The organism is Loktanella sp. F6476L (assembly GCF_023015725.1).
In the GTDB taxonomy this organism is placed as follows: domain Bacteria; phylum Pseudomonadota; class Alphaproteobacteria; order Rhodobacterales; family Rhodobacteraceae; genus Yoonia.
Map to the genome: position 1 here is coordinate 785,449 of NZ_JALKAR010000001.1, position 12,876 is coordinate 798,324.

15 protein-coding genes are annotated in these 12,876 nt (G+C 55.2%); 4 read left to right on the forward strand and 11 right to left on the reverse strand.

Annotated features, from left to right (window positions below):
* The first annotated feature begins 10 nt into the window (after positions 1–10).
* Positions 11–622: a DUF2807 domain-containing protein gene (locus tag MWU61_RS03955; protein ID WP_247126943.1), complete on the forward strand. Its 612-nt coding sequence runs from the start codon at positions 11–13 to the stop codon at positions 620–622.
* Between the two features lie 21 nt (positions 623–643).
* On the opposite strand, the gene mmsB is transcribed toward MWU61_RS03955, so the two are convergent.
* The 5 genes from mmsB to MWU61_RS03980 all read right to left on the reverse strand — a co-directional run bounded on the left by mmsB (position 644) and on the right by MWU61_RS03980 (position 5,712).
* Positions 644–1,519, reverse strand: a complete 876-nt coding sequence (gene mmsB, locus MWU61_RS03960) for a 3-hydroxyisobutyrate dehydrogenase (protein WP_247126944.1) — start codon at positions 1,517–1,519, stop codon at positions 644–646.
* Positions 1,520–1,522: 3 nt separating this feature from the next.
* The gene (locus MWU61_RS03965) at positions 1,523–2,551 is read right to left on the reverse strand and encodes an enoyl-CoA hydratase/isomerase family protein (RefSeq protein WP_247126945.1); all 1,029 of its coding nucleotides are present in this window, start codon (positions 2,549–2,551) and stop codon (positions 1,523–1,525) included.
* Positions 2,548–3,687, reverse strand: coding sequence for an acyl-CoA dehydrogenase family protein (locus MWU61_RS03970; RefSeq protein ID WP_247126946.1), 1,140 nt, complete (start codon positions 3,685–3,687; stop codon positions 2,548–2,550). The genes MWU61_RS03965 and MWU61_RS03970 overlap by 4 nt, the downstream gene beginning before the upstream one ends.
* A 105-nt stretch (positions 3,688–3,792) precedes the next feature.
* Positions 3,793–4,134, reverse strand: a complete 342-nt coding sequence (locus MWU61_RS03975) for a cupredoxin family copper-binding protein (RefSeq protein WP_247126947.1) — start codon at positions 4,132–4,134, stop codon at positions 3,793–3,795.
* 78 nt (positions 4,135–4,212) lie between these two features.
* Positions 4,213–5,712 (reverse strand): CoA-acylating methylmalonate-semialdehyde dehydrogenase, encoded by a 1,500-nt coding sequence (locus MWU61_RS03980; protein ID WP_247126948.1) that lies wholly within the window; start codon positions 5,710–5,712, stop codon positions 4,213–4,215.
* Positions 5,713–5,807: 95 nt separating this feature from the next.
* Between MWU61_RS03980 and MWU61_RS03985 the strand changes: the two genes are divergently transcribed.
* The 3 genes from MWU61_RS03985 to coaD all read left to right on the forward strand — a co-directional run bounded on the left by MWU61_RS03985 (position 5,808) and on the right by coaD (position 7,768).
* Positions 5,808–6,701: a LysR family transcriptional regulator gene (locus MWU61_RS03985; protein WP_247126949.1), complete on the forward strand. Its 894-nt coding sequence runs from the start codon at positions 5,808–5,810 to the stop codon at positions 6,699–6,701.
* A gap of 50 nt (positions 6,702–6,751) precedes the next feature.
* Entirely contained in the window at positions 6,752–7,186 is a 435-nt protein-coding gene (locus tag MWU61_RS03990; RefSeq protein WP_247126950.1) for a CBS domain-containing protein, read from the forward strand.
* Between the two features lie 87 nt (positions 7,187–7,273).
* Positions 7,274–7,768 (forward strand): pantetheine-phosphate adenylyltransferase, encoded by a 495-nt coding sequence (gene coaD / locus MWU61_RS03995; protein WP_247126951.1) that lies wholly within the window; start codon positions 7,274–7,276, stop codon positions 7,766–7,768.
* A gap of 722 nt (positions 7,769–8,490) precedes the next feature.
* Here the strand turns inward: coaD and MWU61_RS04000 are convergent.
* The 6 genes from MWU61_RS04000 to MWU61_RS04025 form a co-directional block, all read right to left on the reverse strand.
* Positions 8,491–8,649, reverse strand: a complete 159-nt coding sequence (locus MWU61_RS04000; protein WP_247126952.1) for a hypothetical protein — start codon at positions 8,647–8,649, stop codon at positions 8,491–8,493.
* A gap of 196 nt (positions 8,650–8,845) precedes the next feature.
* Positions 8,846–9,850: a type I glyceraldehyde-3-phosphate dehydrogenase gene (gene gap, locus MWU61_RS04005; RefSeq protein ID WP_247126953.1), complete on the reverse strand. Its 1,005-nt coding sequence runs from the start codon at positions 9,848–9,850 to the stop codon at positions 8,846–8,848.
* Between the two features lie 225 nt (positions 9,851–10,075).
* Positions 10,076–10,219 carry a hypothetical protein gene (locus tag MWU61_RS04010; RefSeq protein WP_247126954.1) on the reverse strand — a complete coding sequence of 48 codons (144 nt, stop codon included), beginning with the start codon at positions 10,217–10,219 and terminating at the stop codon, positions 10,076–10,078.
* 24 nt (positions 10,220–10,243) lie between these two features.
* Positions 10,244–10,942, reverse strand: a complete 699-nt coding sequence (locus MWU61_RS04015; RefSeq protein WP_247126955.1) for a hypothetical protein — start codon at positions 10,940–10,942, stop codon at positions 10,244–10,246.
* Between the two features lie 86 nt (positions 10,943–11,028).
* Positions 11,029–12,030, reverse strand: coding sequence for a type I glyceraldehyde-3-phosphate dehydrogenase (gap, locus tag MWU61_RS04020; protein ID WP_247126956.1), 1,002 nt, complete (start codon positions 12,028–12,030; stop codon positions 11,029–11,031).
* A 182-nt stretch (positions 12,031–12,212) separates the two neighbouring features.
* Positions 12,213–12,818: a DUF4329 domain-containing protein gene (locus tag MWU61_RS04025; protein ID WP_247126957.1), complete on the reverse strand. Its 606-nt coding sequence runs from the start codon at positions 12,816–12,818 to the stop codon at positions 12,213–12,215.
* Positions 12,819–12,876: the final 58 nt, after the last annotated feature.

Consider the following 12,876-nt stretch of genomic DNA (forward strand, 5'->3'; position numbering starts at 1 on the left):
GACACGACGAATGATCAAATATGCAGCCCTTGCCATCGCGGTCGCGACGCCGCTTCATGCGCAAGAGAAAACGTTCGATTTCAAAGGGATCACAAACATTGAAGTCCGTAACGGGATCACGGTGAATGTGACGCAAGGCGATGAAATCAGTATCACAGGCAGCGCGGTTTCGGGCGACGTGGAACAGTTTCACCTGCGGAAATTCGGGCCGTGGCTTGCCGTGAACCGGCATACGCGCTGGTTCATTTTTCCGTACGGGCGTCAGGATGATCTCGTGTTGAACGTCACGCTGCCGGATGTGCGCGCGCTCAAGGCGTATGACGACTCCCAGATCAACGCGGGAACCTTCAGTGGCGACCGGATCCGTGCCGAGGCATTGGAAGGCGGGACCGTCACCCTAGGTGGATTTAACTACACGGAAACAAGCCTTTACGCGACCGAGAACGGTACACTTCAGATCAACGGGGTCTGCGAAACGCTTGAGGCAGAAGCGATCATTGGCGCAACCATCGACGCATCCGCGTTGGATTGCGCAATCGGCACGGTTGATGCGCAATCGAAGGCCGTTATCAGCATTCCGGACACATTAGAAATCGTCGTGGCGCTGCCCGAGACAGACTAGGGCGCGCCGCTTAGACCAAGGTTAACCCGCGTTACGCCCGCGGTCAGCAAAACGCGGCAGCATCGCGGAAAAGTCGCGACCAGCGCCGTCTTCGTGTTCAACAAACCGCTGATACAGCGCCATTGCGGCTTCCCCCATCGGTGTATCCGCGTCTGCAGCTTCAGCAGCCATCTGCGACAAGCGCAAATCTTTCAGCATCAAATCGGCGGCAAAACCCGGTGTGTAATCGTTGTCGGCAGGGCTTTGTGGGCCAACACCGGGGGCAGGGCAGTAGGCGTTCATGCTCCATGAATAGCCGGACGATGTGCTCACGACGTCAAACATCGCTTGCCGATCAAGGCCCAGTTTATCAGCCAGCACAAAAGCTTCACAGGTTGCGATCATCGTGACGCCAAGGATCATGTTGTTGCAGATTTTCGCGGCCTGCCCATTGCCCGCAGGGCCGCAATGCACGGCTTTCTGGCCCATGATGTCGAACAAAGGCGACACGGTTGCGAAGCCCGCTTCGGTTCCGCCCGCCATAAACGTTAGCGTCCCGCCAGCAGCGCCGCCAATCCCGCCAGACACTGGCGCGTCGACTGCGGTTAGGCCAGCGGTTTCGGCCATTTCTGCAACGGCACGCGCGCTGGCAACGTCAACAGTTGAACAATCCAGATGCACGGCACCTGCCTTCATCGCCGGATGAATATCTGCGGCCACCGCACGCAAAATATCACCGTTTGGCAGCATCGTTATCACCACATCTGCGCCATCGACGGCAGCCGCAGCAGTGCCCGCCATGGTCAAGCCGTCCGGCTTCGCCATCGTGTCGAAACCCACGACATCGTGGCCAGCCGAGGCGAGGTTTGCGGCCATTGGCGCGCCCATGTTGCCCAGTCCGATAAACCCGATTTTCATTCTTTAATCCTCCCAGATCAATGCGTTGTCGCCCAAGGGGGCTGTCATCCTTGCGGTATCCGCTGCCGGTACGCTGGTGACATTACTATGTTGCCAAACAGGCGCCCTGTCGCGATCAATGATCGCGGCCCGGATACCTTCGATAAAATCACCGTATTGCGCGGACCGGAACGTATAGCGAAATTCGTGGTCCAATGCTGTCTCGATGGTTGGTGCGTCACGAACCGCGCGGATCATCCGAAGCGTGACCTGCAGCGCGAGCGGCGCATTGCGTTGCATCTTCTTCGTCGCGGCCAGAATGACGTCATCCGAGCTGGATGATGCGCTGCTAAAGACATCGTCTTGGCCAAACACACCGTCGATAACAGCCTGCGTCTTTTGCAGCGCACCAGACGGCAAACCCTGCGCAATGTCAGCAATTTTTGCTACGTCACCTGTCTCGCAGAGTTGCACTTTTAGAACATCCCATTGGTCCTCTGGTACATAAGCATCGGCAAAACCTGCATAAATCGCATCTGTCGCATCCATGCGGGTGCCTGTTAGCCCAAGGTATTCGCCGATATGGCCGGGGGCTGTAGCAAGGATCAGCGAACCGCCAACATCCGGCACCAATCCAATCGTGACTTCGGGCATCGCAATCTGCGATGTCTCTCCGACGATGCGATGTGAACCATGGCAACCGACACCAACGCCACCACCCATCGTGAAGCCATGAAGGAAGCTCACAACGGGTTTGGCGTAGTGGAAAATCTTGCGGTTCAACCGGTATTCATCGCGCCAAAACCGTTGGCCGTAGGTGAAATCGCCAGCTTTACCAGTGGCGTACATCTCTGCGATATCACCGCCTGAACAGAAGGCTTTGTCGCCTACCGCGTCGATGACGATGATCTGCACGGCATCATCATCGCGCCATGCGTCCAACGCCGCTTCGATCCCCAAAACCAAGTCCCAAGTCAGTGCATTCAGTGCCTTGGGACGGTTCAGCGTGATCCTTCCCGCGACACCATCAATGCGAACAATCAGATCGCTCATTTCGTCAGCACATGACGAGCGGTTAGGACGCGCATGATCTCGTTTGTGCCTTCCAGAATTTGATGAACGCGTAGGTCACGCACGATTTTCTCGATGCCATAGTCGGCCAGATAGCCATAGCCACCGTGCAGTTGCAGGCATTGGTCCGCGACGCGGCTGCCAACTTCGGTGACGTGCTTTTTCGCCATCGCGCAAAACGCAGACGCATCCGGCGTTTTGTTGTCCAATTTCCACGCTGCTTGGCGCAGGAAAACACGTGCGGCTTGCATCTCGATCTCCATATCCGCGAGCCGGAATTGTAGCCCTTGGAACTGGTCGATGGATTTGCCGAATGCCTTGCGCTCGCCCATATAAGCGACTGTTTGGTCAAGTGCTGATTGCGCAGCACCTAGCGAACAGGCGGCAATGTTCAACCGTCCGCCATCCAAGCCCATCATCGCATATGTGAAACCTTTTCCGGTTTCGCCAAGCAGATCGCCCTTAGTAATGTTGCAATTGTCCAACTGGACTTGGCGTGTCGGTTGCGACCGCCAGCCCATTTTGTCTTCGAGACCGCCAAACGAAAGCCCCTCAGCGCCCTCGGGCACATAGAACGCGCTGATGCCTTTCGGACCATCATCGCCGGTACGGGCCATCACGATGTAGCCATCCGAATAACCACCGCCTGATATGAATGCCTTGGTCCCCGTCAGGGCGTAGCCATTGCCGGTTTCAACGGCTTTCGTTTTCAGCGCCGCCGCGTCGGACCCTGATCCGGGTTCGGTTAGGCAGTAAGACAAAACGGTCTCCATGGTCAGGACGCGAGGCAGCAGGTCCGCCTTCATTGGGTCTGATCCGAAGTTGTCGATCATGCGCGCGCACATATTGTGAATGGACAGGAACGCAGCGACCGAGGCGCAGGATTGCGAAAGCGCTTCGAACACCAACGTAGCATCCAAGCGCGACAGACCCGATCCGCCGCTGTCCTCGGACACGTACAAGCCGCCAAAGCCAAGCTCTGCGATTGCGGTCCATAGCTCCTTGGGGATCGTGCCGTCCGCTTCCCATTGGCGGGCAAAAGGCGCAATATGCTCTGCGCCAAAGGCCTGCGCCATGTCAAAAATAGCGGTTTGTTCTTCGGTTAAAGCAAAGTCCATATGCATCCCTCCCAGAATTGAACAAGTGTTCAATACCTAAAGTGACGCGAAGCCCGCGCGTTGTCAAAATGAAAACGCGCGGAGCCAAATTTTTTGCGTTGAAGCCTAGCTCGTGATCGTAATTGATCCACGCATATTGCCGTGCGGACGGCAGCGGTAGTTGAACGATCCGGCAGCACCAAAGGTCAGCGCGGCGGATTGGCCGGTGGATAGCAGCCCCGTGTCAAAGGCGTTATTCGCGGATTCCCATGCGCTGTGGGCTGCGCGATCTTCGTTCACCCACGTCACGGTATCGCCCGCTTTGATCGTCAGGTTCGCTGGCGAAAAGGACATGTTCTTGATTGTCACAACGTGGTTTGTCGCAGCTTGCGCCATCTTCGCAGCCACAGGAACGGCAGCGGCGGTCGCAGCAAGACGAAGTACATTACGGCGTGTGAAAAGTGTCATAATTTATATCCTCTGTTGAACGTATAAGGGCAGCCACGGAAAGGCTGCCCTAAAAGTTTCACAAAAGATAAAGAAAAATTATTCCATGACAGGAATAGAGAATTCGCCACCTTCTTTGATGCCCGACGGCCAGCGCGATGTGACGGTCTTCGTGCGTGTGTAGAACTTGAAAGCGTCCGGTCCATGCTGGTTCAGATCACCAAAGACGGATTTCTTCCAGCCACCGAACGTGTGGTAGGCCAATGGCACGGGGATTGGCACGTTGATCCCAACCATGCCGATGTTGATCCGGTTGGCAAAGTCGCGGGCCGTGTCACCGTCGCGCGTAAATATCGCGGTGCCGTTGCCGTATTCATGGTTAATGGCCATGCCGATCGCTTCTTCGTAGGTCTGCGCGCGCACACATGACAGAACCGGACCAAAGATTTCCTTCTTATAGATGTCCATATCCGTTGTTACTCGGTCAAACAGATGCGGCCCAACAAAGAACCCGTCTTCGTAACCCTGCAGGTTAAAGTTCCGGCCATCCACGACCAGCTCTGCGCCTTGTGCCACACCGGATTCGACCAAACCAAGGATGTTGGCCTTAGCGGCAGCAGTCACAACAGGACCGTAGTCCACGTCAGTCCCTGCTGTGTATGGCCCGACCTTCAGTTTCTCGATCCGTGGGACCAGCTTTTCGATCAGCTTATCGGCTGTTTCTTCGCCCACTGGGACCGCAACCGAAATCGCCATGCAACGTTCACCAGCCGCACCGTAGCCCGCACCGATCAGCGCATCAGCAGCTTGGTCCATGTCCGCATCCGGCATGATGATCATGTGGTTTTTCGCACCACCGAAACACTGCACGCGTTTGCCGTTGGAACAGCCACGACCGTAGATGTATTCCGCAATCGGGGTGGAGCCGACAAAACCGATCGACTGGATCACATCGTGATCAAGGATGGCGTCAACGGCTTCTTTGTCACCATTCACGACCTGCATGATACCTTTTGGCAAACCGGCTTCTTCAAGCAGCCCAGCCAGCATCAATGGCACGGATGGATCACGCTCTGATGGCTTCAGGATAAAGGCGTTGCCGCACACGATCGCAGGCGCACACATCCAAAGTGGGATCATCGCAGGGAAGTTGAACGGCGTAATGCCAGCCGTCACACCAAGCGGCTGTTTCATGGAATACATATCAATGCCAGGACCCGCGCTGTCGGTGTAATCACCTTTCAGCATTTCAGGGGCACCGATGCAGTACTCAACCACTTCAAGGCCGCGCTGCACGTCGCCTGCGGCGTCTGGCAATGTCTTGCCGTGCTCGCGGGACAGGGCTTCGGCCAGTTTGTCCATGTTGTCGTTCAGAAGGGACACGAACTTCATCATCACACGTGCGCGACGCTGCGGGTTCGTGGCGGCCCACGCAGGCTGCGCCGCTTGGGCGACTTCAACAGCGCGTGCCAGCTCGTCAGGGCTGGCAAGCGGCACCTTGGCCTGAACTTCGCCTGTGGCCGGGTTGAAAACGTCAGCAAAACGGCCGGACGTGCCTTTGACATGTTCGCCGCCGATGTAATGGGTCAATTCTTGCATGGAAATCTCCTCCTGATTTCGTACAGTCTAGCCTTGCGGAAATGCATGTAAAAGCGTCAATATGCCAAAATCATTTTGCAAAAATGTATGGGTGTATGGTGCAGAACTGGGATGATCTAAGAGTATTCTTGGCAGTCGCGCGGGCGGCGGGCCTGTCAGGCGCAGCGCCTGTTTTAAAGATGGATCCAGCAACCGTTGGACGGCGTGTCGCGCGATTGGAATTGGCTGTGGGCGCACCCTTGTTTGTGAAATCGCCGCAAGGTTATGCGCTGACAGACCTTGGTCAGCGGATGCGTGACAGAGCCACAGAAGCGGAAGAGGCGTTGGCCTTAGCGCTGGATGAAGGGCAGGGCGGGACGCGCGGCCTGACAGGGCAGATCAGGATCGGATCGCCAGATGGCGTTGCGAATTATGTGCTGCCGCAGGTCGTCGCCAAGATACAGGCGGAGAACCCCGGTCTCGAGGTGCAGATACTCGCCTTGCCGCGCGTCGTGAACCTATCGCAACGCGAGGCCGATATGGCCGTCACGGTCAGCCCGCCCGCCGCACAGCGTCTGACAGTTGAACCGATCACCGATTATAAACTGCATCTCGCCCAAAGGGCCGACGCACCGCAGATTTCGGAATTGTCCGATCTGACGGAACGGCGGATCGTTGGGTACATTCCAGATATGATTTTCGACAAGGAACTCGACTACTTAGGTGAAATTGGCACGCGGTCAGTTGCGATGGCATCGAATTCCGTCGCCGTTCAAGTACAGATGCTGCGCCACGGCGGCGTCGGCTTTGTCCATGATTTTGCGCTTCACGCGGCCCCCGAACTGCGGCGGGTCCTGACGGATCAGGTCAGTTTGCGCCGCACGTTGTATCTGGTCCGCCACCGATCTGACCGCCAATCAGAGCGCCTATCGCGCTTTGCAGAAGCGCTGAGCGCGGGCATGTCAGCCGAAGTAACCCGCCTAGAGGCGGCTGTAGACTTGACAGGATAGCCGCATGTGCGCGACGCTAAACTTACGGAATACAAGCGGAGGGCGAAATCATGTTGGTCAGTAAGATATTGGAAACAAAGCCGGAAGGCGGCGTGATATCGGTGAAACCTGATGTGACCGTCGGTGATGCCGCCAAAGTTCTGTCTCAAAAGAAGATTGGTACGCTGGTTGTGTCATCTGATGGTGCAGCCCTTGAGGGTATCTTGTCAGAACGCGACATTGTGCGGGCCTTGGGCGCAAACGGAACCGGCTGTTTGTCGGAAAAGGTCACTGAATTGATGACCGCCAAGATCATCACATGTTCCCCGACAGACCAAGCCGATACCGTACTTGGTAAAATGACCGAAGGACGGTTCCGGCACATGCCTGTCATGGATGGCAACAAGATGATCGGGTTGATCTCGATCGGCGACGTTGTCAAAGCGCGTCTCGCTGAACTGTCAATGGAGAAGGACGCGCTGCAGGGCATGATTATGGGCCACTAGAAGACCTGGCCTTAGATCTGTATTTTCCGGTTGCAATCCACCGCGCAATAATGTTGCGTGCGGCCAAGACTTACGAAAGGTTTCGCCATGCGCACTGGTCTCTATCCCGGCACGTTTGATCCGGTCACTCATGGCCATACCGACATTATCCGCAGGGCGTGTACGCTTGTTGACCGTTTGGTCATCGGCGTTGCAATCAACCGTGATAAAGGTCCGCTTTTTACGCTGGAAGAACGCGTAGCGATGGTCGAAGCGGAATGTGTTCCGCTTGGTCAAAACGTGGGCTGCGAAATCGTGGTGCATCCGTTTGAAAACCTGTTGATCGATTGCGCCCGCGATGTGGGCGCGTCAGTCATCGTGCGCGGTCTGCGGGCGGTGGCTGATTTTGAATACGAATATCAGATGGTCGGCATGAACCGCGCCATGGATCATTCGATCGAAACGGTATTCTTGATGGCTGATGCCAAGAACCAAGCGATTGCGTCCAAGCTGGTCAAGGAAATCGCACGCCTTGGCGGGGATGTGACCAAGTTTGTACCACCTGCGGTCAAAGACCAATTGCTGGCAAAACTGGGCAAATAGGCTTTCCTGACGGGGAACGCGTGTAAACTGTTTAGTTAATGTCGGCGGTTGACCCAACCGCTGCATATCTTGTTCAAGTTCGAATCTTGAATGAATGCTCTAATTTCCTGGAACAACGCCCGCACAATTGGCCCGTCAGCGGGTTGATGGTGCGAATAATCATTAGAATTTTGGAATCCCGACGCCGTAACGTGCGTCCGGTTTCGCTCTTTTTGGCGTAAAATGATCGAAAAATACCGATTTGATCAGTGCAGAACTAACCTTTTGGATATTTCCTGCACCATTGCAGACAAAACTATACAGATTTTGGTCTGACGTGGCGTCACAAATTTCTCCATGGTTAATGCAACAACGAAACTGGAGGAAATAACATGCTACTCGCAATGAAAGCTCGCGCAGGCCGTATTATCGCACTAGAGGCACTCGCAAAGTCCCGGGCCGAAGGCACAGCACGCGCCGCCGCTAAGACCGCAACCTTTAGAAGCGTTCGTCCACTGCTTCTGCAGAAACGCATCAACAACGTCGTCGCTTTCAATGACAGAAGCACAGAACGCCGTCGTCCAATGCCAATGAAAACCGTCTCATACGCTTAAGTCCGCGCAAGATTGCCGAAGTATTCGGCAATCGTACAGACGTCCCAGTCCCACGCACAATAGAAACACGAAAGCCGCCCCTCGTAAGGCGCGGCTGGTGTTCATTCAAGGCCATGTGGGCCCGCTGGATTACCCGTAGATCGCTTTGCTTGCGATTTTCGCGGCGTCTTCTCGGAACAGACCAAGGTCCATCGCTGTATGGGCAGACATGCTTTCCAACTCGTATTTGGTCTTTGCATATGTCGCGCGTTTTTGAAGTGTGTCGCGGACGAAGTTCAGTACAGTCATAGCGTTCTCCTTCAGATTATCGCTTTGTAACGTCAGGCTTTTCTCCTGCCTGCCCTCAATATGGGTCGTGCTGCACTGCAGCACAACTGACCGTTAGCGATAACCGAATTGCGCAAAACGCATGGCTTACGTCACAAAATATAAGGGCCGCCCTGATAACAGGACGGCCCTTTCATTTGTGCTGAAGGCTTAGGCCTTACAGAAATTTGCCCATCGCAACGGCTGTATCGCTCATCCGGTTGGAGAAGCCCCATTCGTTGTCGTACCACGTCAGGATACGCACCATGTTGCCGTCCAGAACCTTTGTCTGGTCAAGGTGGAAGATGGAAGACCGTGGGTCGTGGTTAAAGTCGGTGCTGACGTTTGGCAGATCAGTGTAACCCAGAATGCCCTTCAGCGGGCCAGCGTCTGCAGCTGCAATGATCGCGTTGTTCACTTCTTCCACGGTTGTCGCGCGGGACGCTTCAAATGTCAGGTCAACAACAGACACGTTTGGTGTTGGAACGCGGATCGCAACACCGTCAAGGATGCCATTCAGTTCTGGCAGTACCAGACCAACCGCTTTCGCTGCGCCAGTGGATGTCGGGATCATGGACAGGGCTGCGGCGCGGGCGCGGTACAGGTCCTTGTGCATGGTGTCCAATGTCGGCTGGTCGCCTGTGTAGCTGTGGATGGTTGTCATGAAACCTTTGGTGATCCCGACAGCGTCGTTCAGTACCTTGGCAACAGGGGACAGGCAGTTTGTTGTGCAAGATGCGTTAGACACAACGATGTCGTCTGCAGTCAATGCGCCATCGTTCACGCCGAACACAATAGTTTTGTCCGCGTCTTTACCTGGTGCAGAAATCAGCACGCGCTTGGACCCGTTATCAAGGTGCGCTTGGCAGGCTTCTTTGGATGTGAAGATACCTGTGCATTCCAGAACCACGTCGACGTCAGACCATGGCAGGTCCGCTGGGTTGCGGATCGCTGTGACTTTCATCGGACCGCGGCCCACGTCGATTGTGTCTTCTGTGGTCGTCACAGTTGCAGGGAACTTGCCGTGCACGGAATCGAACCGCAGCAAGTGTGCGTTTGTTTCAACAGGACCAAGGTCGTTGATTGCAATAACTTCGATGTCTGTACGACCGGATTCAATGATGGCCCGCAATACGTTCCGTCCGATACGTCCGAAACCGTTAATCGCTACTTTGACTGCCATGGGGAGGTTCTCCAAAGATGTGAGTGCGGGTATGCCCGCTGTTGGCGCTAACATTGCGATTTATGCCGAAAGGTCAACCGCAGATTAGGTTTCGTGATGGCCTGCAGGCCTAAAATCACAGGGCGCGCGGATTTATGACCTCTGATGACGGCCGTTTGGCTTACCACATGTGGGTGCGCCGCTTTTGCCAGATAAGATGGGGCTCGGTTTCTGCGGGCAGTCTGCTTAACGCCAAAACGCCATGAATTTCACAGCACCCACGATCTTGCGCAGAACAACAGTCATAGCATCCAAATGGAATACAAAATGATCCAGTAGAAAGAAACCGACGATAAAGATCGCAAGCCCGATGGCAATTTGATTGGTCATGCGTGCGACCTTACCCTCATGATCTTAATTTGTGGATAGAGCTTCGATTGCAATCACGGTTGTTGGGGCACCAACACCATTGACGATCCCAGTTGCGTCACCAGTCCCAGCCGTCAAGCCTTGGATCGGTGATGCTTTGAAACTACCTGTCAAATCACCTGTGACGAACATCGTTGTGGTGTCGCCCGTCAATGTGCCGCTGACAGACATCTCGACAGAGTTCTGACGGCTGCCACGGATAGAACCGCGCGAAATCCCAAGATCACCGTTAAGCGTTTCGACCGGTTCAAGGTTCCCATCTAGCAATACAAACTGGCCGTTTTCTGCCGTCAGCGTGTTTTCCAAGAAATCGACCGAAATAGTAGTTTCGGCGCTTGCCGAATAGTTCACTGCAGGCACGCCAGACGTGGACGCGACGATAACGCCTTCGAATGTACCCGATCCAGAGGTGGGGACAGCGGTCCATGCGGAATTGCTGCGGCTTCCAATCGATGCGTCCTCGAGGATCGCGAGCTGGTCAGCAAGATCGCCAAAGGCCGGATCAAGATTGCTCAGATCATTCCCGCTGTCTGCGACGCTGTCGACTGCAGTGGGTGTTTGCGAACCGCGCGTATATTCTTCGAATTCAGCACGGGTGACGGATTCACCGTTAATTTCAAAGGTGCTGGTCTCCGAAGAACAAGCGGAAATGGCAAGAACAGAAAGAATAGCAAAATAGCGCATGGTCACATCCAAAATAATTTGGATGCGCCATTTCATGTAACTACGGCGCATTAAAGGCAATTTTTTCGAAAATGCCGAACTGTGGTTTAGTGCATCCGACCCATGGCCGCCGCGACATCGGCCATCCGCGCTGAGAAGCCCCATTCGTTATCGTACCACGCCAAAACGCGCACGGTTTTGCCGCCCACGACTTTGGTCTGGTCTGGCGCAAAAATGCAGCTTTGTGTGGTGTGGTTAAAGTCGATGCTGACTTTGGCTTCGTCGTCGTAAGACATGACCATGCCCATGTAGCCACCAGCCGCTTCAGCCATTATCGCGTTAACGTCTTCGACGCTGACGGATTTGCCCGCTTCAAACGTCAGATCAACCGCCGAGACGTTCGGGGTAGGGACCCGCATGGCCGTGCCGTCGAGTTTGCCTTCCAGTTCCGGCAAGACTTCGCTCAGTGCTTTGGCGGCACCCGTCGACGTGGGGATCATCGCCATGGCTGCGGCACGGGCGCGGTATAGGTCTGAATGGCGGCGGTCCAGTGTTGGCTGATCCCCTGTGTAGCTGTGGATTGTGGTCATGATACCGCGTTCGATCCCGATTTCATCGTTCAGTACCTTGGCAAGCGGGGCAAGGCAGTTCGTGGTGCAGGATCCGTTCGATACCATGCGATCATTGGCAAGCAATTGGCGGTGGTTCACACCGTAGACGACGGTGCGTTCCACGTTTTTGGCAGGGGCAGAAATCAGGACCTTCTTTGCGCCTTGACGCAGGTGAACGTCAGCCTTCTGTCCGTCGTTGAATTTGCCGGTGCATTCCAGAACGACATCGCAACCGGACCAATCAAGCGTTTCCGGATCGTATGACGACATCACATCAATAGGGCCGCGGCCCAGATCAATTGTTTGATCTTTGACTTTGACTGGGCTGCCAAAACGGCCATGCACACTGTCGTATTTCAGAAGGTGGGCGTTTGTCTCAATCGGGCCAGTCGCGTTGATGCGGACGACCTGAACGTCGTTGCGCGCGGCCTCTGTGATGTGTGCCAAAGTGCAGCGCCCGATGCGCCCAAATCCGTTGATACCAATCGTGACAGTCATGACCCAAACCTTTCCAAAAGTTGGGTCTGCTATAACTTGTATGCAGATGTTCACAAAGATCAAAGCCGTGATAAATCAGTATGTTAACGGTAACGGTTGGCGCTATCATTGGCCATGTCGGGACGTTAACGCTAACGGATTGCGCTATCGTAACGCGGCGCGCCGCGAATCGTGCGGGTTGGTTAAACGCCGCTGCGTTGGGCCAGGGTCGCAACCGTATACCTTTGGCGGACCTGATTTTCGTTGCGGGGCACAAAGCCCGGATCGCGGATCACACAGCCAAGGCCGCAGACCTGAGACGTATCGCGGTTGGCGTTTGAGACCCGCCAAACCCGGCCACCCGGTGTCGATACGTAGCCATCGACGCCAAGCTGGAAATCGGACAACAGATCAGTCGTAGACGGCACTTCGTTATCGTACTGCGGACCATAAGCGCCGTGCGTGTGGTAGGACGCGATGATGTTATCGCGCCGTTGTGGCACCGGCATGTTGCAGCTCGCAAAGGTGCCGCGCCGTGGTGCAGTCGCCTGCAAGTGACCTGCGCCATCACGGAAGAAAAAGCCGCAGAATTCACGACGTTCTCGGATTGATTGGGTCTGGATGCTGTTCAGGAAGGACCGCGCAAAATTATCAATGCTAGCCTGTTCTGCAGGCGGTGGCGCAAAAGACGTCGGTTGCGGCTGAATTGCTTTGGGGATGATAGCTGGTCGTTTGCTGATCGTTTCGACTGGGGCCGCACATGCACTGACGGTCACAAGTGCAAGAAGCGCGATTGTCAGACGATGCATAAAGTGACCTTAACTATCTGTGGGGACAGACGGGCAGGGATGTCCTGCCCGTCTGTAT